This window comes from Terrimicrobium sacchariphilum (assembly GCF_001613545.1).
Classification (GTDB): Bacteria; Verrucomicrobiota; Verrucomicrobiia; order Chthoniobacterales; family Terrimicrobiaceae; genus Terrimicrobium; species Terrimicrobium sacchariphilum.
On the sequence record NZ_BDCO01000002.1, the window covers coordinates 2,654,571 to 2,675,678 of the forward strand.

28 protein-coding genes and 1 other RNA gene are annotated in these 21,108 nt (G+C 58.6%); 17 read left to right on the plus strand and 12 right to left on the minus strand.

All coding sequences use genetic code 11. From position 1 onward, the window contains the following. Positions 1-36: 36 nt before the first annotated feature. From TSACC_RS12410 to TSACC_RS12430, 5 genes are all read right to left on the minus strand, one after another. On the minus strand, positions 37-720 hold the full coding sequence (locus TSACC_RS12410) for a response regulator (protein ID WP_075079583.1): 684 nt from the start codon (positions 718-720) through the stop codon (positions 37-39). Continuing rightward, entirely contained in the window at positions 713-1,702 is a 990-nt protein-coding gene (locus tag TSACC_RS12415) for a PAS domain-containing sensor histidine kinase (RefSeq protein ID WP_075079584.1), read from the minus strand. The genes TSACC_RS12410 and TSACC_RS12415 overlap by 8 nt, the downstream gene beginning before the upstream one ends. Positions 1,703-1,781: 79 nt before the next feature. Then, positions 1,782-1,949: a DUF1328 domain-containing protein gene (locus TSACC_RS12420; protein WP_075080723.1), complete on the minus strand. Its 168-nt coding sequence runs from the start codon at positions 1,947-1,949 to the stop codon at positions 1,782-1,784. Between the two features lie 117 nt (positions 1,950-2,066). Then, positions 2,067-2,456, minus strand: a complete 390-nt coding sequence (locus TSACC_RS12425) for a response regulator (RefSeq protein ID WP_084400432.1) — start codon at positions 2,454-2,456, stop codon at positions 2,067-2,069. Positions 2,457-2,538: 82 nt separating this feature from the next. After that, on the minus strand, positions 2,539-2,904 hold the full coding sequence (locus TSACC_RS12430; protein WP_075079586.1) for a response regulator: 366 nt from the start codon (positions 2,902-2,904) through the stop codon (positions 2,539-2,541). Positions 2,905-3,034: 130 nt separating this feature from the next. Between TSACC_RS12430 and TSACC_RS12435 the strand changes: the two genes are divergently transcribed. Continuing rightward, a complete protein-coding gene (locus TSACC_RS12435) occupies positions 3,035-3,469 on the plus strand; it encodes a CBS domain-containing protein (RefSeq protein WP_075079587.1) in 435 nt (144 codons plus the stop codon). 48 nt (positions 3,470-3,517) lie between these two features. Here TSACC_RS12435 and TSACC_RS12440 read toward each other — a convergent pair whose 3' ends face one another. Together TSACC_RS12440 and TSACC_RS12445 are read right to left on the minus strand one after the other, a co-directional pair. After that, a complete protein-coding gene (locus TSACC_RS12440; protein ID WP_075079588.1) occupies positions 3,518-3,859 on the minus strand; it encodes a hypothetical protein in 342 nt (113 codons plus the stop codon). Positions 3,860-3,862: 3 nt separating this feature from the next. Then, complete coding sequence (locus TSACC_RS12445) at positions 3,863-4,225, minus strand: hypothetical protein (protein WP_075079589.1); 363 nt, start codon at positions 4,223-4,225, stop codon at positions 3,863-3,865. Positions 4,226-4,327: 102 nt separating this feature from the next. Here TSACC_RS12445 and TSACC_RS22415 point away from each other — a divergent pair, with 102 nt between their 5' ends. The 3 genes from TSACC_RS22415 to TSACC_RS12455 are packed head-to-tail and all read left to right on the plus strand — an operon-like array spanning position 4,328 to position 6,173. After that, entirely contained in the window at positions 4,328-4,540 is a 213-nt protein-coding gene (locus tag TSACC_RS22415; protein ID WP_237764016.1) for a hypothetical protein, read from the plus strand. After that, positions 4,470-5,651 carry a glutamine-hydrolyzing carbamoyl-phosphate synthase small subunit gene (gene carA / locus TSACC_RS12450; RefSeq protein WP_075079590.1) on the plus strand — a complete coding sequence of 394 codons (1,182 nt, stop codon included), beginning with the start codon at positions 4,470-4,472 and terminating at the stop codon, positions 5,649-5,651. The genes TSACC_RS22415 and carA overlap by 71 nt, the downstream gene beginning before the upstream one ends. 9 nt (positions 5,652-5,660) lie before the next feature. Further along, positions 5,661-6,173, plus strand: a complete 513-nt coding sequence (locus TSACC_RS12455) for an FHA domain-containing protein (RefSeq protein ID WP_075079591.1) — start codon at positions 5,661-5,663, stop codon at positions 6,171-6,173. 18 nt (positions 6,174-6,191) lie between these two features. On the opposite strand, the gene hpt is transcribed toward TSACC_RS12455, so the two are convergent. Both hpt and TSACC_RS21855 read right to left on the minus strand, forming a co-directional pair. After that, positions 6,192-6,743, minus strand: a complete 552-nt coding sequence (gene hpt, locus TSACC_RS12460; protein ID WP_075079592.1) for a hypoxanthine phosphoribosyltransferase — start codon at positions 6,741-6,743, stop codon at positions 6,192-6,194. Between the two features lie 2 nt (positions 6,744-6,745). After that, complete coding sequence (locus TSACC_RS21855) at positions 6,746-7,357, minus strand: DUF1444 domain-containing protein (RefSeq protein ID WP_153811408.1); 612 nt, start codon at positions 7,355-7,357, stop codon at positions 6,746-6,748. On the opposite strand from TSACC_RS21855, the gene ruvA reads away from it, so the two are divergent. From ruvA to ssrS, 7 genes are all read left to right on the plus strand, one after another. Then, positions 7,356-7,964, plus strand: coding sequence for a Holliday junction branch migration protein RuvA (gene ruvA / locus TSACC_RS12470; protein ID WP_075079594.1), 609 nt, complete (start codon positions 7,356-7,358; stop codon positions 7,962-7,964). The genes TSACC_RS21855 and ruvA overlap by 2 nt on opposite strands. Further along, positions 7,961-9,274, plus strand: a complete 1,314-nt coding sequence (locus tag TSACC_RS12475) for a hypothetical protein (RefSeq protein WP_075079595.1) — start codon at positions 7,961-7,963, stop codon at positions 9,272-9,274. The genes ruvA and TSACC_RS12475 overlap by 4 nt, the downstream gene beginning before the upstream one ends. Positions 9,275-9,379: 105 nt before the next feature. Beyond that, positions 9,380-9,589, plus strand: coding sequence for a 50S ribosomal protein L35 (rpmI, locus tag TSACC_RS12480; protein WP_075079596.1), 210 nt, complete (start codon positions 9,380-9,382; stop codon positions 9,587-9,589). A 124-nt stretch (positions 9,590-9,713) separates the two neighbouring features. Further along, positions 9,714-10,091 carry a 50S ribosomal protein L20 gene (gene rplT, locus TSACC_RS12485; RefSeq protein ID WP_075079597.1) on the plus strand — a complete coding sequence of 126 codons (378 nt, stop codon included), beginning with the start codon at positions 9,714-9,716 and terminating at the stop codon, positions 10,089-10,091. Between the two features lie 74 nt (positions 10,092-10,165). Beyond that, positions 10,166-11,182 carry a phenylalanine--tRNA ligase subunit alpha gene (gene pheS / locus TSACC_RS12490; RefSeq protein ID WP_075079598.1) on the plus strand — a complete coding sequence of 339 codons (1,017 nt, stop codon included), beginning with the start codon at positions 10,166-10,168 and terminating at the stop codon, positions 11,180-11,182. Continuing rightward, a complete protein-coding gene (gene pheT, locus TSACC_RS12495; RefSeq protein ID WP_075079599.1) occupies positions 11,179-13,524 on the plus strand; it encodes a phenylalanine--tRNA ligase subunit beta in 2,346 nt (781 codons plus the stop codon). Before pheS ends, pheT begins: the two co-directional genes overlap by 4 nt. A 48-nt stretch (positions 13,525-13,572) precedes the next feature. Continuing rightward, a non-coding RNA gene (ssrS, locus tag TSACC_RS12500) (6S RNA) lies at positions 13,573-13,757 on the plus strand. Between the two features lie 37 nt (positions 13,758-13,794). On the opposite strand, the gene TSACC_RS12505 is transcribed toward ssrS, so the two are convergent. After that, positions 13,795-14,544, minus strand: a complete 750-nt coding sequence (locus TSACC_RS12505; protein ID WP_075079600.1) for a potassium channel family protein — start codon at positions 14,542-14,544, stop codon at positions 13,795-13,797. 86 nt (positions 14,545-14,630) lie between these two features. On the opposite strand from TSACC_RS12505, the gene TSACC_RS12510 reads away from it, so the two are divergent. After that, positions 14,631-15,251: an HAD family hydrolase gene (locus TSACC_RS12510; protein ID WP_237763963.1), complete on the plus strand. Its 621-nt coding sequence runs from the start codon at positions 14,631-14,633 to the stop codon at positions 15,249-15,251. 21 nt (positions 15,252-15,272) lie between these two features. Here TSACC_RS12510 and nifS read toward each other — a convergent pair whose 3' ends face one another. Continuing rightward, positions 15,273-16,460 carry a cysteine desulfurase NifS gene (gene nifS, locus TSACC_RS12515; RefSeq protein ID WP_075079601.1) on the minus strand — a complete coding sequence of 396 codons (1,188 nt, stop codon included), beginning with the start codon at positions 16,458-16,460 and terminating at the stop codon, positions 15,273-15,275. Between the two features lie 37 nt (positions 16,461-16,497). Here nifS and TSACC_RS12520 point away from each other — a divergent pair, with 37 nt between their 5' ends. Genes TSACC_RS12520 through TSACC_RS12530 form a run of 3 tightly spaced genes read left to right on the plus strand, consistent with a single transcriptional unit; the run spans position 16,498 to position 19,177 of the window. Beyond that, complete coding sequence (locus TSACC_RS12520; RefSeq protein WP_075079602.1) at positions 16,498-17,142, plus strand: class I SAM-dependent methyltransferase; 645 nt, start codon at positions 16,498-16,500, stop codon at positions 17,140-17,142. Further along, on the plus strand, positions 17,139-18,140 hold the full coding sequence (locus tag TSACC_RS12525; RefSeq protein ID WP_075079603.1) for an NAD(P)/FAD-dependent oxidoreductase: 1,002 nt from the start codon (positions 17,139-17,141) through the stop codon (positions 18,138-18,140). The genes TSACC_RS12520 and TSACC_RS12525 overlap by 4 nt, the downstream gene beginning before the upstream one ends. A 5-nt stretch (positions 18,141-18,145) precedes the next feature. Next, positions 18,146-19,177, plus strand: coding sequence for a beta-ketoacyl-[acyl-carrier-protein] synthase family protein (locus tag TSACC_RS12530; RefSeq protein WP_075079604.1), 1,032 nt, complete (start codon positions 18,146-18,148; stop codon positions 19,175-19,177). Here TSACC_RS12530 and TSACC_RS21310 read toward each other — a convergent pair. Then, positions 19,174-19,761, minus strand: coding sequence for a lipid-A-disaccharide synthase N-terminal domain-containing protein (locus TSACC_RS21310; RefSeq protein ID WP_202815959.1), 588 nt, complete (start codon positions 19,759-19,761; stop codon positions 19,174-19,176). The genes TSACC_RS12530 and TSACC_RS21310 overlap by 4 nt on opposite strands. Positions 19,762-19,872: 111 nt before the next feature. Between TSACC_RS21310 and uppS the strand changes: the two genes are divergently transcribed. Continuing rightward, entirely contained in the window at positions 19,873-20,577 is a 705-nt protein-coding gene (gene uppS / locus TSACC_RS12540; protein ID WP_075080726.1) for an undecaprenyl pyrophosphate synthase, read from the plus strand. 67 nt (positions 20,578-20,644) lie between these two features. Then, positions 20,645-21,031, plus strand: coding sequence for a type II secretion system protein (locus TSACC_RS12545; RefSeq protein WP_075079605.1), 387 nt, complete (start codon positions 20,645-20,647; stop codon positions 21,029-21,031). Positions 21,032-21,108 lie beyond the last annotated feature (77 nt).

The window sequence follows — 21,108 nt, forward strand, 5'->3', positions numbered from 1 at the left end:
TGAGTGTGGCCTTTTCAGCGTCCAAGTGCGGAAAGATCAGGCTTTCTCCTGGGCAACCCAGTCGATGGCAAAGCGCACCATCTCACCGGCGTCGCGAAATCCGAGCTTCTCCTTGATATGCGCACGATGGGTTTCGATCGTCTTTACACTCAGGTGCAGTTCTCCGGCGATTTCCTTGGTGCCATAGCCGCGTCCGAGGAGCTCAAGCACCTCCAGCTCACGATCGGAAAGTCGGTCGACTGGTGATCCACTGCCGCCCTCCGCAGTCTGGATCGCCTGGAAGATTAGACGCTCGCTAAGCCTGGGGCTGACGTAGATTTCTCCTTTAAGGACCTTGCGAAGGGCGTCGAGGACGTGTGTCAGGGCCTCCGCTTTCATGACGTAGCCCAATGCTCCCGCTTTGAGTGCACGGAGGGCGTAGAGAGATTCGTCGTGCATTGAGAGCATGAGGAGAGGGAGCTTGGGCTGCTCCGACTTCATGAGTTTGATCAGCTCAATACCATTGGTTCCCGGCAGAGAAATGTCCAGGAGAGCTACATCCGGCTTCAGAGTGCGCATGGCCTCCAGGGCGGAAGGCGAGGAGGCAGCTTCACCGCAGACCTCCAGATCCGCCTCTGCGTTGATCAATGCCGTGATACCGTGGCGGAATACCGGATGGTCATCCACGATCAATACCCGGCGCTTGGCTTCAGTGGCCTTGTCTGTTTTCGAGTCACTCATGAGGATTTGGAAATGTACAGATCACCCGGGTCCCTCTGCCGGGCTCAAAATGAAAATGGACTTCACCTCGCATTGCCTGCGCCCTGTAGCGCAGGGTACGAACAGCAGTTCCGTAGGGCTCCTTGGTCAATTCACCCTCGGACTTTCCATTATCGAGAATTTCGAGGCAAATCGAATCGTTCTTCTTCGAAAGGGTGAGGGTGATATGGGAGGCTCCAGATTGCTGGATGGCTGTGGTCACCGCCTCTTGGGCGATTCGGTACGCATTGCGCGCGGCGATGGAATTCTCCACAAGGATGTTCTTCTTGCAGTGGAAGTCGCATCGAATCGAATGGCTGGCGCGCGTCGCAAGTTCCTGCAAAGCCGACATAAGCCCGGCTGAGTCAAGTTCCACCGGATGCAGGCCTCGGGATATATCCCGAGCCTGAGTGACGGAGTCATTGATGAGCCTGGCGAGATCATGGAGCGCCGAGGCGTGATTGGAGCCATCCCGCTCCAAGGCCCCTGCCAGCGCTTTAGCGGCGAATGCCGCGCCTAACAAGTGCTGGCAGAGATGATCATGAAGTTCCTGGCCGATTCGGCGTTGCTCCCGTTCTGTTGCTTCCAGGAGAGCGCGTTCGAGGAACTTTTGCTCCGTGATATCCTCCGCCAGGATGAGCGTCTCGTCGACGGAATCAGCAAGATGCAGGAGCTTGAGTTCCACGGGTTCGCCGGACTTGCGTGTGGTTTCCACCTCCTGTTCCTGAACGGAACCACCGGTGTTTTCGCTCACGCGATTCCAATCCACCAATTTATGGAGCGGCTGTCCCATGACCTCGTGTGCATCCCATCCAAATATTGCGGCAGCGCCCTTGCTCCATTGCCGGATGATGTTTTCCCGGTCAACGCTGAGGCGACCCACGGGCAGGGCGTCGAGCAGTGGCTCGAACCGCTGCCCGTGGTCACCATTCGGGTTTATCGAGTCATCCTCTACCGTAGCCATCGCTACAAGAGCAACACGTCCACAGAGGGATGACAAGCTTCACCTCCCAGCAAGGGGGAGTCGATTCCCGCTTTGTTCATCAGGCGACCGGAGGCCGTCCCCGGAAGATGAGGGAAATGATGAACAGAATGAGGAATAAACCAAACAGCACCTGAGCAATCCAGGCTGCGGATCCCGCAATGCCGCTGAATCCGAGCGCTGCTGCTATCAGTGCTACAACCAAGAATGTGAGTGCCCAACTAAGCATAGTGTTCCTTTCGTTTTGAAGGGCATCGCCTCGGCTGGCATACCTGCGTGTATCGATGGGTGCCATCGCTAGGATACGGATGGCGTGGTCAGGTTATGCCCTGACCGGGGCAGCGCCTTACTGGGCGGAAATCTCAGCGGCAGCTTCCTTCAGGACGGTATCGAGTTCGTCGGGACCGAAGGGTTTGACCAAATGATGGCGAAATCCAGCGGAAAGGCTTTTTTCCTTGTCAGCTCGCATTCCGTATCCGCTCATCGCGATCCCAAAGGGAAGCACGCCACTTTCCCGGATGCGGCGCATCAACTCCCACCCATCCCCATCGGGAAGACCGATGTCGGATATCAGGACATCTACCGGGACCGATCGCAGGTCCTCAAGAGCGGAGGCCATGTCGCGCGCGCTGCGCACCGAATGACCTACCATGGAAAGATACTTGCCAAGATATTGGAGGGTGTCCTCGTGGTTCTCGACGATAAAAATGGACAATGCACGGCCTCGATCTTCCATGACTCTCCCAGCATACTACGTTCTGTGCCAGGAGAGTGCCAACGCAAAGATCGATTCGATTGGGAAATACCTGGAAGGGAGCTTACTCGTCCCGGAATGGCGTGAGGTATTTCTCGGTTTTTGTAATGACCTCTGCTTCCGCGAAAGGGTAGGCCAGATAGTCGGTCGCGCCACTGTCAAAGGCGGCGGAAAGCATTTCATTGTCGTCATCCCTAGCTACCACGAGGATTTCCGTGCCGTCGACGGGAGGAATATCCCGGATCAAGGCGACTTCCTGGATGGAATCCGTGATCACAATGATCGGGGAATCGATCTCCTGAAGCTTTTCCCGTTCGCTGATGACTAGCAGGCTGGAATAGTGGTCCCGGAGGATTCGTTCGATCTGGCCGAGAATCTCGCCATCCCGAACGAACAAGGCAATACGAGGGAGAAATGTCGTCGTTTCCATGTCGATGAATCGATTTCGGGGGTGGCCTGGATGCCTTCTTGTCAGGATGAGAGGGAAACTCAGGTGCATATTTTACCTCTGCGAAAAAAGTTCAGGGCCGCCCACCCGGGCATTTGCGTTCCTTGTGGATATGAAGCAAAAGGAATCCAAAAAAGGGGGGCGGGTGAGGGATGTAGCTTCGGCCCACCCATCCGCTCTCGACGTGACCACCTCGACCAAATCAGCGGGGGAAAAGTTGAAACGGCTCAATACAGAGAAGTTTCCTGTCGCCAAGGGCGATAAGCTCGTTGGACGGACGAACGATCTCAATCCCGAGCGATCTGCTGCGCGGTTCGGACACGATCCAGAGTCCACCACCATAGGGGAAACGGAACTGAGCGAGGCAGTGTACTGCTATGAAGATCAATCGTCCGACGAAGCAAAAAAGATCATGTTGGAGAATGGACTCGAACATATGCCGGTCGTCGACCGCGAACTGCGAATTGTCGGGATCGTTTCCCTCAAGTCGTTGAAAACAGGAGAGGTGCCGGAACCCCCGAAGACCAAAAAACGAAAGGCGGCCTAGGCCGCCTTTCGGATCAGGTTGCGATAGTGTGGTTGAAGCCGATCGCTTTCAGGTGGTCGGTCCTGTCGGTGAATCGATCACCGGCTCATGCGCACCTTCGACCAGAGTGCGGCTGTTGGCCTGCACTTGGGCCGCGATGAACTCATAGAGCTTGTAAGCACCGAAAAGGAGCAAAGCAGGCTTGAGCAAAGCCAGGAAGATACGAATCTTGAGCCGGACAATCAGTCCTATAGGCAGGAAGTGCAGGACATACCCGATAAGGGCAGCGACCAGAACGGAAGCGAGTGGAGCGCTACGGATCTGCTCTTCGCAATCCTTGCAGGTAGCGTCGAGCGTCTTGCAGGCACTTTGCACTCCCTTGCCGAGGGTGTCATCAATGGATGCGCTCATGATTTACCACCATTTCAGCTTGCTGCCGAGGGCCTGGGCCTGCTCGACAATGTTGGACTGGGTCTCGGCGTAACGCTGTTTCAGCTGGGGAATCTTCTCCCGCAGCTCGGAATACGCCGTATCGAGGAGCTCTCGGGCCGCCTGGGCCGTGTCCTTTTCTTTCTCCTCGCGCTGGCTCAAGAGATAGCCCAGTCCCAAACCGAGGGCGAAGGCGCCGGCGATAACCGGGATGGGGTTTTCTCGCACGTATTTGCGGCTCGCCGCATAGGCGCTCTTGGCTCCTTCGACGCATTTACAGGCCGGAGGCGGAGTCTCATCAAATTCAGTGGAGGTCGTGCCGATTTCTTCAGGTATGGGATTGCTCATGACGTTGGATGTCTCAGGTTGCTGATATATCGGGCGCAGCACCCGGAGTGGTCGCCTGCGCTCGATGATGATTGGACTCACGATTCCTCATGGCGGAACTCGATGGCTTCCACAATAAACCTGATCCCGGTTGCTGACAACGACGAACTCTCCCTTCCCAAGAGCAGGGGGATTGCCTGGAACCTGAAATCGGGTGCAAAAATCCCCTTTTCGTCACGCCAGATTGCCGCTTTCATGTCCCTTTATGACGAAAGCGGTTTTGGCCTTGGAAGACGGGACGATTTTTCGGGGCGAATCATTTGGCGCGAAGGTTAACCAAGCGGGGGAAATCTGTTTCAACACCTCCATGACGGGGTATCAGGAAATCCTGACCGATCCATCGTATCGCGGCCAGATCGTTGCCATGACGTACCCGCTGATCGGCAACTATGGCATCAACTTCACCGATGTGGAGAGTGAGGCTCCTCACGTGCGTGGATTCGTCATCGAAGAACTCAGCGCCATTCCCAGCAACTGGCGTGCCCAGAGCACACTTCCCGAATATCTCGAGAAGTATGGCATCCCAGGCATTCAGGGCATCGACACGCGTGCACTGACTCGAAAGCTCCGCACTGGTGGCTCATTGAGGGCTGCCATCGTGGTGGGTGAGGTTTCCGATGAGGAGGCCGTGCGCATGGCTCGCGAGGCTTCGTATGACGGTATCGATTTCGTCAAGGAGGTCACCCCGTCCTCAAAGTATCAATGGGACCCCAACGCTCTCGAAAGTGGCAAGTGGGTTTGCGCAAAGGCCGAGTACGCCCAGAAAGTCGTAGTCGACGGCAAGGGAAATATTTTTGAGGAACTGGCTCCTGCCGAGCACAAGATCGTTGCCTACGATTTCGGCATGAAAAAGAACATCCTTCGCTCGCTGCGGCGGCACGGTTTTGACGTGACTGTCGTACCGGCCTCCACTCCTGCCGCCGAGGTATTGGCGCTCAATCCCGATGGGGTTTTTCTGTCAAATGGACCGGGCGACCCGGCGGCTCTGGAGTACGCACACGCCACCGTGCGTGAGATCATCGGCAAGAAACCGATCTTTGGCATCTGCCTGGGTCACCAGATTCTGGCGCTTGCCCTGGGGGGAAAGACTTTCAAGCTGAAGTTTGGACATCGTGGCGCGAATCAGCCGGTGCAGGATTTGCGCTCCGGCAAGGTCGCTATCACCTCACAGAATCACGGCTACGCAGTCGACCCCGACTCGCTACCCGGTGACGTCGAAGTGACTCACGTGAACCTCAATGACGGAACCGTGGCCGGACTCCGCCACAAGGAACAGCCTGCGTTCAGCGTCCAGTATCACCCGGAGGCTTCTCCTGGGCCGCACGATGCGTCGTATTTCTTTTCCGAGTTCGCCAAAGAGGTTGCCCGGTACAAAAATTCCGCTTAGTAGTACGCCATGCCCCAGATTCAGGTCTTTCTCTCGGACGAGAACAAGATTTCCCACGATCTTTCCGAAGACAAGATAACGGTAGGTCGTTTGGCCGATAACTCGCTCCAGATCGACGATGGCTCAGTATCGAGTCACCACGCGGAGCTGGTGTTTGAGAATGGAGAGTATCATCTCCATGACCTTGGCTCGACCAATGGCACCTTCCTCAATGAGGAGCAGGTGACCGACGCCATCCTGAAACATGGGGACGAGATTCGCTTTGGCCGCATCCCGGCGGTTTATCAGGGCGAGGAGGAAAGCGGCGCTTCTCAGCCGTTGCCTTCCAGCACGTCCAGCAAAGTGGCCGAGGTCGCCCAGCAAAGCGCCCGCCCGGTCAACTTTGTCAGCACCTCTCCGATTCCGCGCAATGTCGAAAAGAAGGATGTGGTAGGCGTAGCACTTTATGCTCTCGCCGCCCTGGCCTTCGTTGTAGCCGGCTATGCCGCCTACTGCACATTCGCGCTTGCTCCGTCGGTCTAGCGCGCGGAGCGCTTTGATTTACCGACCCGCGTAGCGGGCAATCGCCTCGGGTCCCAGTACGCCCACAAGCGGCAGATTGCGGTAGCGTTCGTTATAGTCGAGTCCATAGCCGACCACGAAGGCATCGGGGATGTCGAAGGCGATGAAATCAGCCTCCGCTTTTCTGGGTTGAGCGATCAGCTTGCGCAGCAGCACGCAGGACCTGAGGCTCAAGATCGTTTTGTCCTGGGCAAAATGGTCCAGCACGGTCCGCAGGGTAGTGCCAGTATCCAGAATGTCGTCGAGTACAAGCACATGGCGATTGGAAAGATCGGCCACGGGGGTCTGTCGGAAGGTGACAGAACCCTTGCTCTGGGTACCGTGGTAGCTTGACACGGCGAGACAGTCGACCTGCAGGGGCAGGGGGATGCGGCGTAGCAAATCTGCCATGAAAATCACGCTGCCATTTAGCAGTGCCACGATGGTGAGGTCCTTGCCCTCATACTCCGCGGTGATCTTCCGTGCCAGGATATCGAGTCGACCGAGGATGGTTGCCTCGTCAAAAAGGACTTCAGTGATGTCTTTGATCATGATTAGCGATAGCGACCGACGGCAACGAATCTGCCATTTACAAAGGAAAACAGCTCGCGAGACACAGGGTAGGGAGATGCTTCATATTCCAGAATCACCTCTTCGGCCATATCTTGGGAAATGGAGGAGAGTTTCGGAAAAATGTAGATCACATGTCTCGACGGGATTGCCACAATGACATCCGGGCCGAGCTTTTTATCGAACATCGTGGGAAATTCAGGAGCCAGCACCGCCGAGGCGGTGAGGGGACTATCCGACTGGATCATTGCATAGGCAATAACCCCGTTTGCGTCGCGGATATAGTTGGGCTTCAGTTCCTTGAGTATAGCGGAGGCAGCAGGGATAGCCTGAGCAAGGATGTCCTTGCGCGTGACACCCATGTCCTTGATCTCAGTGCGTTTCAGAGGCGAAATTTCCCCGTCAACCAACCTGGCTGGAACGAGTACTGTGCGTTCTGCCCCGGGGATTGGCCATTCGGCATCGTGAGGCTCATAGCTCGGTTCGATAAGTAGACGCCAAGGTTCTTCCGCCTGCGCAATCATCATGGTAATGACGAGTAACGCGATAGTGGATTTGAGTTTTTGAAGAGGTCTGCTACAGGGAGCTTTGATCATGATCGCATTTTTGGAAGGCGAACTCGCCGAGGCCCTGCCTACGCACCTCGTTATCAATGTTCATGGAGTCGGCTATCACGTCATGATTCCGCTATCAAGTTTTGAGAAGCTCCCGCAAGTGGGAGCAAGGACCCGCATCCTCACGCATCTTGTCGTCCGGGAGGACGCCCATGTGCTTTACGGGTTCGTCACGGCCGGGGAGCGGGATCTATTTCGGTTGCTCGTCAATCACGTCACCGGCGTCGGTCCCAAGATGGGGCTGGCCGTACTCAGCGGAATGAGTGTCGAGTCCTTCAAGGCGGCGGTCGTCGCCGGGGATATCGTTGCGATATCCCGTATCAGCGGGGTCGGAAAGAAGACGGCCGAGCGCATCGTTCTGGAGCTCAAGGACAAGGTGGGGGTTGCGGCGGAGTGGGAGGCAGCCAGCGCGGCAAACGCCCCGGGACCGCGCGACCATGCCATTCACGATGCGGTGCTGGCCCTGATCTCTCTCGGCTACAAGCAGGTCGACGCTCACAAGGCCGTGAAGCAGGTCCTCGACAAGACACCGGCAGCTGCGGGCGACGCAGAGGAGTTGATCCGCCAGGCCCTTCGCTATCTCATATGAGCACGCTTTCCGTAGCCCAAAGCATTCGGGATGCCCTGCCAGAGGGCGGTCTGTTTCATGAGAAATCGTGGCGGGTCGCGCCCTCGGCTTTTCCTTTGGATGAGGACTTTGTGGAAGAGCTGAACAAGCTCGGCTATCGACTGACGAAGTTTGTCCGGGCCTGCAACCAGCTCTATCGCTTCAGCATCGTGGGCAGACAACCCTCGTGGATTGCCAACCTGCTCGAGCGCGGCAAGCCAGTCGATCTCGTGGCGATTCAGAGGGAGAAGATCTTTGCGATGGATACTCCGAGGGTCATTCGCCCGGATATCATCCTGACCGACGATGGCTTTATCATCGCCGAACTCGACAATGTGCCGGGAGGCATCGGGCTCACCGCCTGGCTCTCTGGCGTCTACGCAGGGCAGGGGGAGACGATCTTGGGCGGTCCCGACGGAATGCTGGATGGGTTTGCCTCGATCCTGCCCGGTGGAGATATCGTTGTTTCCGAGGAAGCATCGACCTACCGCCCCGAGATGGAATGGCTCTCGGCCAAGCTAAATGGTACGCGCAGTCAAATTGGCACGTGGCGCGTGGTGGAGGATGCGCCTCGGGATGACTGGCAAACGAATGTTTACCGGTTTTTTGAATTGTTCGATCTGGCCAATGTCCGGTCGTCCGTTCAGCTCCGGGAAAAAGCGCTGGCGGGAGAAATCCACGTCACCCCTCCATTCAAGACTTATCTGGAGGAGAAGCTTTGGTTTGCCTTGTTCTGGCTGAAGCCGCTGGAGCAGTTCTGGCTGAGGGAGCTCGGCGAGCGAAACCTCGTCGCTCTTCGCAAGGTCATTCCCTACACTTGGCTGGCTAATCCGGAGCCGCTGCCGTTTCATGCCGTACTGCCGCGTCTCGACGTGCATTCCTGGGACGAGGTCGGCAGGTTTAGCCAGAAGCAGCGCTCGCTCATCCTCAAGATCAGCGGCTTTTCCGAGACCGCCTGGGGATCGCGCGGAGTGGTGGTGGCGCAGGATCTCCCGCAGGCGCAGTGGCAGCAGGAGTTGCAGTCTGCCCTCGCGGATTACGAAAATCATCCTCACATCATCCAGCAGTTCCATGCCGGGCGGCTGGTCAATCACGATTACCTCGACGAAAGCTCCGGCGAGCTGCGCCGGATGCGCGGCCGTGTCCGGCTCTGCCCGTATTACTTCGTCGGAGAGACGGAAACAACCTGCGGCGGCGCGCTGACCACCATCGTGCCCGACGACAAAAAGCTCATTCACGGCATGACCGACGCCATCCTCGTGCCCGCATCCATCGCGCCGCCAGAGGTTTAGGGGGAAATTTTGAGCCCGAATCAGACAATATTCTTGTCCCGGAAAGCCCGGGTGAAAGAATTTGTTTGCTAGTCGGTACAGAACCGCTACTTTCCACACCTTCCCATGCCAAAGCCAATCGCACGCAGCAAGACGCGCAAATCGGTTGCCAAGCGCTTCAAGGTCACCGCCAAAGGAAAGGTGATCCGTACCCGCAGCAGCCGTCGGCATTTGCTTGAGTGCAAGTCAGCCAAGCGGAAACGCAAGCTGTCTAAAGCCGCACTGGTGCACGACACCGATGTGGCCCGCATCAAGGCAAATCTGCCGTTTGCGTAAGTAGCATCGATCCGATGGACTTCCCCGCCTCCGGGTGGGGATTACGGAACTGGTGAGTCCCCGGATCGCAAAAAAAACAGCTGGTTCCAAGGAGCTCGAGGCTTCACCGCCTCGGGATTAGAAAATGCCACGTGCAACAAACTCGCCCGCCAGCCGCGCTCGTCGCAAGCGGGTCATTAAGGACGCCAAGGGTTACCGCGGCCGTCGTTCCAAGCTCTTCCGCTACGCCAAGGATGCGCGCATGAAGGCCAAATACTGGGCCTATCGTGACCGCAAGACCCGGAAGCGGAATATCCGCGCCCTGTGGATCACCCGTCTCAACGCCGCCGTGCGTGCAGAGGGCATCACCTACAGCCGCTTCATCGAAGGCCTCAAGGCCGCCGGCATCACGCTCGACCGCAAGGTCCTCGCTGATCTCGCCGTGACGGACGAGGCAACCTTCAAGCAGATCGTCGCCCAGGCGAAGGCTGCTTACGACGCCAAGGCTCCGGCCGCCGCCTAGTATTCAGGTTTTCGTGCAAAACCCAGACGAGCCAAGAGCCTGTCTGGGTTTTTGCGCGTCCTGATCATACGCAGATGGAAGCGGAGATTGCTTCGTTACAGGCTGCGGCGCTGGCCGAGATCGAAACGGTAGGCGACCGCAGTTCCCTCGACGCTTTCAAGGTCAAGTACCTTGGCAAGCAGGGGGAAATCACCAAACTCAGCGAGGGCATGCGCCACGTCGCCAAGGAGGACCGTCCTCGCTTTGGCAAGGCGCTCAATGAACTGCGCCAGAGCGTCACCTCCCGGGTGGAGGAGCGCGAGCAGTCCCTGGCCTCCCAAGCCGATGCGGAGGTACTTTCCCGCGTCGACATTTCTCTTCCCGGCATTCCGGCCGAGCAGGGTGCGCTGCATCCTCTGACTCATTTGCTCGACCGCGCCGTCCGCATCTTCCGCCGTCTCGGCTTTGCCGTCGCGGAAGGCCCGGATATCGAGGACGAGTGGCATTGCTTCGATGCCCTCAATACCCCGCAGGATCACCCCGCTCGCAACGAGCAGGATACCTTTTATCTCCCGGATGGCCGGTTGCTGCGCACGCACACCTCGACCGTCCAGATCCGCGTCATGGAAAATCAGGCCCCTCCGGTGCGTATCATCGCCCCGGGTGCGGCCTATCGCCGTGACGAGGTGGACGCCACGCATCTGGCCCAGTTTACCCAGATGGAGGGTCTCTATGTGGATCGCGATGTCTCGGTGGCCGATCTCAAGGGCACGACGGAGTATTTCTTCCGCCAGCTCTTTGGTTCCGAAACCGAGGTGAGGTTCCGTCCGCATTTCTTCCCCTTCACCGAGCCCAGCTACGAGATCGACATCCGCGCCAAGTCCCTTGGCGGAAAGTGGATGGAGCTTGCCGGTTGCGGCATGGTTGATCCCGCTGTCTTCGAGGCAATCTGCCAGAAGCGCGGTGATCGCGCCTTCGATCCCGATGTGGTCAGCGGCTTTGCCTTTGGCTTTGGCCTCGACCGTCTGGCGATGAATCTGGCCCAGGTGCCGGACATTCGCATGCTCGTGGAAAACGACCTTCGCTTTCTCAAGCAGTTCTCTGCTCTATGAACATTTCTCTGAATTGGCTGCGTGAATTCGTCGACTGGACGGGCACGCCCGAGGAACTCGCCACACTCCTGACCCGCACCGGGCTGGAGGTCGGCTCGATCGCGACCCGAGGGGCGGATTTCCCCAAGGTCGTCATCGCGCAGATCCTCGAAGCAACCCAGCATCCGAACGCCGACCGCCTGAGCGTCTGCCGCGTCGACGATGGCTCCGGCCATCCGCGCCAGATCGTCTGCGGCGCGAAGAACTTCAAGGTGGGTGACAAGGTGCCCCTCGCGCTTCCGGGAGCCGTGTTGCCGGGCGATTTCAAGATCAAGGTGGGCAAACTCCGAGGAGTGGAAAGCGAAGGCATGCTGTGCAGCGCCAAGGAGCTTTCGCTCGCCGCCGATGCCGACGGTCTGCTCATCCTGCCTGCCGACGCTCCCGTCGGTCAGCCCATTGCCACGCTCTTCCCGCCGGAGACGGCCTTTGAGATCGAGATCACGCCAAATCGCCCCGACTGGCTCAGCCATGTCGGGATTGCGCGCGAGGTCGCGGCTTTCACGAGCCAGGCGCTTAAGTGGACCCGCCCGGCTGCGCCTCAGACGACGGAATACGCCAGTCGCATCGGCGATCTGGAGCGCTGCCCGTTCTACACGCTGCAGCGCATTGCGGGTGTGAAAGTAGGTCCGAGTCCGGATTGGCTGCGCCAGCGCCTGGAATCCGTGGGGCTTCGTTCCATCAACAACGTCGTCGACGTGACGAATTTCGTCATGCTGGAGATCGGCCAGCCGCTCCACGCCTTCGACGCAGCCAAGGTGAATGGCGACATCCAGGTGCGCCTCGCCGGGGAAGGGGAGAAGTTCCTCGCCCTCGATGGACGCGAGTACACTCTGAGCACCGACGACCTCGTCATCGCCGATTCTGCCCGTACTCTGGCTCTCGCCGGGGTGATGGGCGGCGAGGAATCAGGCGTCACCGAGACGACCACCGAGATTCTCCTGGAGAGCGCGATTTTCCAGACCAGCGGCGTACGCCGTACCGGTCGCCGCCTTGATCTGCACAGCGACTCAAGCTACCGCTTCGAGCGCGGCATCGATCCGGCTGGCGTGTTGGCGGCTTCCGCTCGCGCCACACAGCTTATCCTGGAGCTGGCTGGCGGCACGATCTCGGGTTCCGCGGAAGTTTCCGGAAAAGAACCGGAGGCTCCGGCTCCGGTGGCCCTGCGCCAGGGGAAAGTCAATGCACTGCTCGGACTGGAGCTCACGGCAGACGAAATCACTGCGGCTTTGTCCGGGCTCGGCCTGACCGCTGGGGAAGTCTCCGAAACTGCGACGACGTGGGGCATTCCGAGCCATCGCCTCGACCTGATCCGCGAGGTGGATCTCGTGGAGGAAGTGGCGCGCGTTGTCGGTATTGACCGCATCCCGTCCAGGGTTTCCGCCAATCCGGCGGAGCCGACCAAGGCGGATGCCTCCTATGACTTTCAAATCCGCGTGCGCGGTCGTCTCGCCGGGCTGGGCCTGAGCGAAGCTCGCACGAGCACGCTGGTGTCTCCGGCCTCCGTCTGGAGCGAAGCCGAAGCGATCAAGCTCAAGAATCCGCTGGGCGAGGATCAGTCCTTTCTCCGCAGCAGCCTCATTCCAGGCCTCCTCGCGGCGGTGGAGCGCAATCTCCGCTACGGCGCCGCTTCGGTGGCTCTCTTTGAAGTCGGGCGCACCTTCCATGCCAGGGGGCGGGAGGAAAGCCCCACGCTCGCCATCGCGCTGACCGGCCTGAGCCGCACAAGCTCCTGGCGGGACGGGGCAGCCAAGGCCTTCGACTGGTGGAACCTCAAGGGTATCATAGCCGCGCTGGTTCCAGTTGAACTCGAGTGGAAGAAGTCCGATGCCCAGGGCGATCTCGCGTTGGTATCGACTGTTTCCGCCAATGGCAAGACGCTCGGCCTGATTGGCCAGTTGTCTCCCGCCGCAGCCCGCAAGCTCGACGCGCGCGAATCAGTGCTCGTCGCCGAGATCGATCTCTCGGCGTTGCAGTCAATTCCCGCCTCGCCGGTTTACCGCGAGATTCCGAAATACCCGGCAACCACCCGCGACATCGCCATTGTCGTTCCCGCGACCTTGCCCTACGGCGAGATCGAGAGGACGCTGCAGGCGGTCCGCGAGCCTCTGCTGGTGGACATCGAGCCCTTTGATGTCTTCAGCGATGCAACCGGGGCGAAGCTCGCCGCAGACCGGAAATCTGTCGCGATCTCCTTGACATTCCGCGCTCCCGAGCGGACGCTCAACAGCGACGAAGTTACTGCTTCGGTCAGCCGCTTGAGGGACAAGCTCAAGGCCGATCTCGGAGCGGAGTTTCGCGAATAGTTCTTCCGACAATTTAACAGATTTTGCCCGCTGAAAGGCGGGCGCGAATTTGCCCTGCTGTGTTCGCGATTACACGGCGCAAACTCCCGATCCGATAAATACAATCGTCCCGGAGGCTTGGCTGGGCGGTGTGATGACATGCCTTCACTGGAAGTCAGAGCGCTGTCTGGCGGTCATCCACCCTAATCATAGGGGAACGGGATATGCGTCAGAACGGCACGAGCAGGGCAAAACTCTTTTTTAGCGGCGGTGCCTCCAGGTGCCGCCGCTTTATTTTTTGTCCTCGGTTTCCAGGACGATCTTCTTCTTGGCTCCGGAGCTGATCTGCGCAACGTGGAGGCCGACGAGCCGCGCCATCATCACCACGACCATGATCTGGCCCACCACGGCTTCGAAGGCGGAAAGGCTTCGGGTGATTTCACTGGTGGGAAGGATGTCTCCAAAACCCACCGACGTGAGGGTGGTAAAGCTGAAGTAAACCAGCCAGCCCGGGTTCACGACCAGGTTGGTTTGGGTCGGGCGGCCGTCGAGATTGGTAACCGTAAAGGCACCAGGGAGGAACATCTCCACAAGACAGTAGAGAAAGCCCATCAAGACCCCGACCAGCAGATACAGACAGGCCGCCCCGCAAAGGATGTTCCCGTCCACAATCGGAGCCTCAAAGACATCTCGCGTCACCACAGCGATGACGTAACCAAGGAAGAGAGACTGCCCAATCAGATGGATCGCGACGAAGGACTGCTGTTGGACAAAAACGGTGCTCAGGTAAAGCAGGGCCAGCATGAGCCCTCCGAGGACAATGGTCAGGGCGCGATTTTTGGCCGTAGGCCAGATCGACCACGCTGCCCCCACTGTGAGGATCAGAATGAAGGGCGCGAGGGAGGCGTCCTTGGAATCCTTGAAAAAAATGCGACCGATGTGCGGCGCAAATGGTGCGCCAAGCATCATGATCAAGAGGGCGGCGAGAAGAACTACGAACGGGTTTTCGCGCAGGAATCGTCCCAGGGACTTGAGACTCATATCTGCTGTCCTATACGGCGGCAGGAGGGGAAACGCAATTCCGGTCTGCCAAATTCCCGTGACGCGGCGTTTACCGCCGGATACACATGGATACCGTCATGGTTCTTGAGATTCCTTCGCGTACATTCGACGGCTACATTTTTGACTGCGACGGCACGATTGCCGATTCCATGCCGATTCACTTCATTGCCTGGACCAAGGCCGTAAGGGAAATGGGCGGCGAAATCCCCGAGGATCTGTTTTACCAATGGGGCGGCAAGCCCACGGCGGTGATTGTTGAAAGCCTGAATGAACAATTTGGCTACACGATGGATGTCGCCGAAACCGTTCATCGGAAGGAAAGCTACTACCTGGAGCAGATCGCCGCAGTTCAACCGATCCAGCCGGTGTTGGATATTGCGAAATCTCTGCATGGGGTAAAGCCCATGGCCATCGCCTCCGGCGGGCATCGCCTGTTGGTCGAGGCCACGCTGAACGCCCTTGGTATCCTTGAGATGTTTGACGCCATCGTCTGCTCCGAGGACTACCAGCGCGGCAAGCCGTTTCCCGATCCCTTTCTCGAGGCGGCCAGGCGCATCAAGATCGAGCCCGCTGGCTGTGTCGTGTTTGAAGACAGCCCGACCGGCATCGCCGCAGCCAAGGCTGCCGGGATGGACTACGTCTGGGTGCCGAGCGCCGAAACGCGTCAACCGCGGCAGGCTGCCTGACGCGGTTGATCAAAAAGGCTCTTACTCCTGGGCTGCGAGAACCGGGCTTCCCGCAGGGCTGAGCTTGCGAAGCTTCTCGATCACGGTCGGAACGGCTTCGATAGCTTTGTCGATTTCCTCATCCGTATTGAACCGACCGAAAGAGAATCGCAGGCTGCCACGGGCGCGGTCATTGGTGAATCCCATGGCCTTGAGCACGTGGGACGGATGCACCGATCCGCTGGTGCAGGCCGATCCCGCGGAGCAGCAAATACCCTGGTCATCGAGGAGCATCAGCGCGCCCTCGCTCTCGATGCCTTCAAAGGACAGGCTTGAGGTGTTTGGTAGGCGGTTCTCCCGATCACCATTCACCTCGGTGCCGGCGACCTGGGTCAGCATCGTGTTTTCAAAACGGTCCCGGAATTCCTTCACGCGCGTACGCTCCTCTTCCTGGTGAGTGGCGGCGAGTTCAGCCGCTTTGCCCAGGCCGACGATGGATGCGACATTTTGCGTGCCACCGCGACGGGCGTTTTCCTGGCTGCCACGCAGCCATGGGGTGAAGCGCATCCGGCGGTTTACGTAAAGCGCACCGACGCCCTTTGGGCAATGCAGCTTGTGGCCGGAAAGGGAAAGGAATTGCACGCCGAGGTCGCTGGCTCCGATGGGCAGCTTGCCCACGGCCTGCACCGCGTCGATGTGCAGAGGCACCTTTTTCTCGTTGGTTATCTTTGCGATCTCTTGGACTGGGAACAGCACGCCCGTCTCGTTGTTGGCCCAAAGCAGGGTGACCAGCGCCGTATCCGGGCGGATCGCCTTTGCGAGCTTTTCCAGGTCGAGATGGCCGGAGGAATTCACCGGCAGCCAGGTGATCTCGTAGCCGCGGCGGGCGAGATGCTCACAGAGCTTGATCGTGGCGCTGTGCTCGACCGCGGTCGTGATGATGTGCGTTTTATCCGGATCGATCGACGCGGCCGAAAGAATGGCCGAGTTGATGGACTCCGAGCCGCAGCTTGTAAAAAGCACTTCCTCCGGCGTGGAGCCGATCAACGAGGAAACCTGCTCACGCGCGGTGTCGAGGGCAGACGCGGCGCGGCGGCCCAATCCGTATACACTGGATGGATTTCCATACTCGTCACGCAGCCACGGCATCATCGCGTCGAACACAGCGGGATCCACTTGCGTGGTGGCGTTGTTATCGAGGTAGATGATGGGTTGTGACGACGAGTTCATTTTTGCAAGTGTGGCACGATATGCGGGAGAGTGGCTAATGGCAATCACCAGAGTCGTTGAATCCGAGCTTCTGGACAACCTCGACGCGAACGACCCGGAGGCGCTACGCAGCCGACAGGATTTGCGGATGATTAATGCCCTGATGGGGAACCAGATATGGTTCCTCCGCCAGTTCCGAAAATTTCCGCCCTCTAGCTTTGCTGGCATCGTCGAGATCGGGGCGGGGGAAGGTTGCCTATCCCGGGCCATTCATCGCCATTATCCCGCTATCCCGCTTACGGCGATGGACTTGCAACCGAGGCCCGCAGGCCTGGTCAAAGACATTTCCTGGATTCAAGGCAACCTCTTTGACCTCCTGCCGCGTATTTCAGCAGACGTCCTCATCGGGGGGATGATCATTCATCACTTCACGGACGACCAACTCGCCATGCTCGGCTCTCATCTTCAGAACTTCCGCGCGATCTTCGTCTGCGAACCCTACCGCTCGCGGTTTTCCATGGCGCTGGCTTATCTGATGTGGCCGCTGGTGGGGCGGGTGACCCGGCACGACATGCCCGCAAGCATCCGGGCCGGATTCCGGCGAGGGGAGCTGGCTGATCTTCTTCAACTGAGTGGGCAGTGGGAGATTCACGAAACGGTGGACGGGAGGGGCTCGTTTCGCTTTGCCGCCATTCGACGATGAAGACCGTGACCATCGTTGGCGGAGGTCTTTCGGGGCTGTCCCTGGGCATAGCGCTTCGCAAACACGGCGTGCCAGTGGATTTATATGAGGCGGGAGGTTATCCACGTCATCGCGTCTGCGGAGAATTCATCAGCGGTGTTTCCGACGAAACTCTTGCGGAACTCGGAATCAAAGACGCGCTGAAAGACGCGGAACGCCTGGAAACGCACGCCTGGTATCGCGGAGAAACCTGCTTGCATCGAGGAATGCTGCCCGTTCCGGCACGGGGCATTTCCCGTTACATTCTTGATGACAGATTGCAGCGCTCATTGACTGGTTCCGGGGGACAAGTCTTTACGCATTCCCGGCTCACCGGTGATGAAAGGGAGGGGCATGTCTGGTGCTCCGGGAGGATTCCCCGGCAGGGCGATTGGATCGGCTTGAAAGGCCACTTCTCAGGGCTGCCCATTCAGAGTGACCTGGAAATGCACATTGCTTCCAATGGCTATGTCGGTCTGGCCCGCATCGATTCTGAAACGGTAAACATTTGCGGGCTTTTTCGCCTCCGCCGAGACATCTCGGGTCCGGATATTTTGGAGCGCTATATCGAGGAGGGCGGGCTCCTCAGACTTCGACAGCGCATGAGCCGGGCCACCAGCAGGGCGGAAACGCGCTCAGCGATAGCAGGATTCCGATTGGGCTGGCAGGCCGGGCCCAGTGGGCGACTGTCTCTGGGTGACGCCCGGGCGATGATACCGCCCTTCACTGGCAATGGCATGTCGATGGCGCTGGAATCCGCTGCGATCACGGCTCCGCACCTTGCCGCGTACGCGAGAGGGCACTCCGACTGGGAAAGCGCCGCATCGCGAGCGTCCCGGGCGATGAAAGCCCGGTTTTCCTCCCGCATGAATTTCGCCCGCATGCTGCATCCCTTCTTGACCTCTGCGCCCGGACGGGCGTTCTTCTCCACCGCCTCACGGCTGTTGCCGTACGGCGCAATCTTCCACCTTCTCCGCTAACTCCGATGTATCTCCAATCCCTTTTCAGCGCCTTTCCGGAAGCACGATTCACCCAGTTGGAAAGCTGGGAGGCCCTGGTGGCGGAAAATGCCATGGATCATCTCTCCCGCCGGGGACGGAAGATCATGGAGACGGTGCTCAAAGGCGACTCCGGGGTCGATACTCGTCATTTTGCCATACAGCCGCGCGAGCTCTTCAGGCTGGACGCTGAGGGGCTGAACCACGCCTTTGAACGGGAGGCTCCTCCACTGGCAACTGCCGCTCTCGAAAAAGCCTGCCGCACTGCGGCGGTACAACCGCAGGATATTGATGCACTCTTTATCTGTACGTGCTCGGGCTATCTCTGCCCCGGAGTGTCCAGTTACGTCGCCGAACGTTTCGGCATTCGCTCCGATGCGTATCTGAACGACGTTACCGGTCTCGGCTGCGGCGCAGCTCTGCCCACCCTCCATGCCGCTCAATGTTTCCTCACCGCAAATCCCGATGCCTTGGTTGCCGTCGTCGCGGTCGAGGTCTGTTCCGCTGCCTTCTATCTCGACGACGACGCGGGTGTGCTGGTGAGCGCCTGTCTTTTCGGAGACGGGGCCAGCGCCTCGCTCTGGAGACAGGCGCCCCGGGGGACACAATGGCAGGCCAAGAATTTCCGCTCCCTCCACATCCCGGCGGAGCGGGAAAAAATCCGCTTTGTGAATGCCGGTGGCAAACTTCGCAATCAGCTGGCCCGCGAGGTCCCGCAGGTGGCGGCGCAGGCCGTTGACCAGCTTTTTGCCCGTCGAAGCGTCGACCCGGACCAGATCATCGCCCACACCGGGGGCAAGGACGTGATTGATGCACTGGAAGCCACTCTTCCCGCCTACAAGCTGGAGGAAACCCGCCGCGCTCTCCGGGCATATGGCAATCTCAGCAGCCCGTCTGTGTTGCTGGCACTGGAAGATCGCCTGAATCAGGCCAATCCAAATGATCGTCGCCTTTGGCTCACCTCGTTCGGCGCGGGCTTTGCCGCGCACAGCTGCGAGTTGTCGCTGGGCGACGCCTAGCTGCGCGAGCGGTGGATGAGGACGAGATTGCGCACGTAAACGATCCAGCCCGTGAGGTTGCCCAGGATGCCGACGATGTCCCGGCGCCAGATGAAGTAAACGAGCAGCATGGTCGAACCCACCAGACTCATCCACCAAAAGGAAACGGGAATGACTGACCGCTTACTCTTCTCGCTCACGAACCACTGCACGAGCATTCGCCCCATGAAAATGGCCTGACCGGCGAGGCCAAGGCTCACCCAGGCGATGCCGATGGGGCTCGTGGTATTGAACAGGAAATGGAGGACGTTGCCCCACCAGCCATGCTCCTCCGTCTGCTGGTCGTAATAGAGCCGGGCAAACTCCTCCGGCGTGACCAGGCGGTCCGAACCACTACCGAGTCGCTTTATGACGTACGCTATGGAACCATCATTGAGCCGGACAATCTTGACGTTGTCCTTGGCTCCTGAAAGGTCAACCTTCATGCGAACCTGCTGCCCGGAGATCAGGGCCGGGTCCACAGGGCGTCCAAGATCGTCGATTTCCTCCGCCTGCGCTTCGACAATGGTGAAGCTGACTAAAAGGAGAAGCAAAAGCGAGCGCATGGAGCGCGGGTTATGGCATTCACCGAAAGTTCGCGCAAGAACGTCCTTTAGCACCTCGATGTGACAGAGTTCTTGAGCCTCACCGATTTGCCGGGAAGAATGCCCGCGAAGATGAAATCTACCACGCCGCGACATGTTGCCATCATCATGGATGGAAATGGACGTTGGGCTCAGGAGAGGGGACTGCCCAGGCTGGCAGGCCACGAACAGGGGTCGAAATCCATCCGCGCTTGCGTGGAAGCTGCCATTGAGGCCGGAGTTGAGATTGTAACGCTTTACGCCTTCTCAGCGGAAAACTGGAAACGTCCTGCTGCCGAGGTGGCGGGACTCATGTTGCTCCTTGAAAGGTTCCTCGATGAGAAGTTGGCCGAGATGCAAAAGGAAGGTGTACGCCTCCTGGCCATCGGTCGCACGTCCCAGCTTCCCGGAGCCTGTCAGCGCAAGCTGCAGCAGGCAATCGCCCAGACCGCGCAAAATACCCGGCTCACGGTCATCCTCGCTCTCAGCTACAGCGGTCGTCTTGAGATCGTCGATGCCGTGAAATCCCTTCTCAGTGACGTGCAATCCGGCAAGCTCACTCCCGAACAGATCGATCCTGATGTCTTTTCCCAGCATCTCTATACTGCGGGATTTCCTGATCCCGACCTTCTCATCCGCACGTCCGGGGAGATGAGGCTGTCCAATTTCCTGCTCTGGCAACTTAGCTACACGGAAATCCACGTCACTCCCAAGTACTGGCCGGATTTCGGAAAAGCGGACTTTCATGCCGCTCTGAAGGAGTTTGCCTCGCGTTCCCGCCGATACGGAGGAGTTTAGGAAAAGCAAGCGTTTTCCCTTCAATTTTCTTGACAATCTATGACAACCGGTTGTCAAATTTGATACGGTGTCGCAAAGCTCCTCCAGATTAAGTCAGGCCGGGTTCAGTTTGGCTGAACTCCTGATCGTCATTGCCGTTATCGGCGTGATGGCTGCGATTGCCGTTCCGAACATTGGTTCGATCACTTCCCATGCTTATTACGCCAAAAAAGAGCGTAATGCGCAGAACGTGGCGATGGTTGCGGCGTCCGCACGAGCGGCTGGCGCGACCAATCAATGGACGACCATTGAAGGTGCACTGGAAGATATCGTGAACGGTATCCCTGTGAAGGTCGGAGAAGAGACCTTGGAGTTTCGTGTTCCCCTCAATGCAGAAGATCGTATCGAGTTAGCCAGTGTCCTTCGTGTAGAGGAAGGCAGGATTGTATACGAGCCTTCGGGATCAACAAACTAGTCACAAAACTGGTTTTTTTTGCGCACTTCGCGCCGTTTGCGTTGCGTTTTAGCCACGTGTGGGCTAACTAGGATGAC

What these genes read in the sequence shown, in the direction of transcription:
- TSACC_RS12410 (WP_075079583.1), bottom strand. Translation starts at nt 720, where the DNA reads ATGAGTGACTCGAAAACAGACAAGGCCACTGAAGCCAAGCGCCGGGTA.
- TSACC_RS12415 (WP_075079584.1), bottom strand. Translation starts at nt 1,702, where the DNA reads ATGGCTACGGTAGAGGATGACTCGATAAACCCGAATGGTGACCACGGG.
- TSACC_RS12420 (WP_075080723.1), bottom strand. Translation starts at nt 1,949, where the DNA reads ATGCTTAGTTGGGCACTCACATTCTTGGTTGTAGCACTGATAGCAGCA.
- TSACC_RS12425 (WP_084400432.1), bottom strand. Translation starts at nt 2,456, where the DNA reads ATGGAAGATCGAGGCCGTGCATTGTCCATTTTTATCGTCGAGAACCAC.
- TSACC_RS12430 (WP_075079586.1), bottom strand. Translation starts at nt 2,904, where the DNA reads ATGGAAACGACGACATTTCTCCCTCGTATTGCCTTGTTCGTTCGGGAT.
- TSACC_RS12435 (WP_075079587.1), top strand. Translation starts at nt 3,035, where the DNA reads ATGAAGCAAAAGGAATCCAAAAAAGGGGGGCGGGTGAGGGATGTAGCT.
- TSACC_RS12440 (WP_075079588.1), bottom strand. Translation starts at nt 3,859, where the DNA reads ATGAGCGCATCCATTGATGACACCCTCGGCAAGGGAGTGCAAAGTGCC.
- TSACC_RS12445 (WP_075079589.1), bottom strand. Translation starts at nt 4,225, where the DNA reads ATGAGCAATCCCATACCTGAAGAAATCGGCACGACCTCCACTGAATTT.
- TSACC_RS22415 (WP_237764016.1), top strand. Translation starts at nt 4,328, where the DNA reads ATGGCTTCCACAATAAACCTGATCCCGGTTGCTGACAACGACGAACTC.
- carA (WP_075079590.1), top strand. Translation starts at nt 4,470, where the DNA reads ATGACGAAAGCGGTTTTGGCCTTGGAAGACGGGACGATTTTTCGGGGC.
- TSACC_RS12455 (WP_075079591.1), top strand. Translation starts at nt 5,661, where the DNA reads ATGCCCCAGATTCAGGTCTTTCTCTCGGACGAGAACAAGATTTCCCAC.
- hpt (WP_075079592.1), bottom strand. Translation starts at nt 6,743, where the DNA reads ATGATCAAAGACATCACTGAAGTCCTTTTTGACGAGGCAACCATCCTC.
- ruvA (WP_075079594.1), top strand. Translation starts at nt 7,356, where the DNA reads ATGATCGCATTTTTGGAAGGCGAACTCGCCGAGGCCCTGCCTACGCAC.
- TSACC_RS21855 (WP_153811408.1), bottom strand. Translation starts at nt 7,357, where the DNA reads ATGATCAAAGCTCCCTGTAGCAGACCTCTTCAAAAACTCAAATCCACT.
- TSACC_RS12475 (WP_075079595.1), top strand. Translation starts at nt 7,961, where the DNA reads ATGAGCACGCTTTCCGTAGCCCAAAGCATTCGGGATGCCCTGCCAGAG.
- rpmI (WP_075079596.1), top strand. Translation starts at nt 9,380, where the DNA reads ATGCCAAAGCCAATCGCACGCAGCAAGACGCGCAAATCGGTTGCCAAG.
- rplT (WP_075079597.1), top strand. Translation starts at nt 9,714, where the DNA reads ATGCCACGTGCAACAAACTCGCCCGCCAGCCGCGCTCGTCGCAAGCGG.
- pheS (WP_075079598.1), top strand. Translation starts at nt 10,166, where the DNA reads ATGGAAGCGGAGATTGCTTCGTTACAGGCTGCGGCGCTGGCCGAGATC.
- pheT (WP_075079599.1), top strand. Translation starts at nt 11,179, where the DNA reads ATGAACATTTCTCTGAATTGGCTGCGTGAATTCGTCGACTGGACGGGC.
- TSACC_RS12505 (WP_075079600.1), bottom strand. Translation starts at nt 14,544, where the DNA reads ATGAGTCTCAAGTCCCTGGGACGATTCCTGCGCGAAAACCCGTTCGTA.
- TSACC_RS12510 (WP_237763963.1), top strand. Translation starts at nt 14,631, where the DNA reads ATGGATACCGTCATGGTTCTTGAGATTCCTTCGCGTACATTCGACGGC.
- nifS (WP_075079601.1), bottom strand. Translation starts at nt 16,460, where the DNA reads ATGAACTCGTCGTCACAACCCATCATCTACCTCGATAACAACGCCACC.
- TSACC_RS12520 (WP_075079602.1), top strand. Translation starts at nt 16,498, where the DNA reads ATGGCAATCACCAGAGTCGTTGAATCCGAGCTTCTGGACAACCTCGAC.
- TSACC_RS12525 (WP_075079603.1), top strand. Translation starts at nt 17,139, where the DNA reads ATGAAGACCGTGACCATCGTTGGCGGAGGTCTTTCGGGGCTGTCCCTG.
- TSACC_RS12530 (WP_075079604.1), top strand. Translation starts at nt 18,146, where the DNA reads ATGTATCTCCAATCCCTTTTCAGCGCCTTTCCGGAAGCACGATTCACC.
- TSACC_RS21310 (WP_202815959.1), bottom strand. Translation starts at nt 19,761, where the DNA reads ATGCGCTCGCTTTTGCTTCTCCTTTTAGTCAGCTTCACCATTGTCGAA.
- uppS (WP_075080726.1), top strand. Translation starts at nt 19,873, where the DNA reads ATGAAATCTACCACGCCGCGACATGTTGCCATCATCATGGATGGAAAT.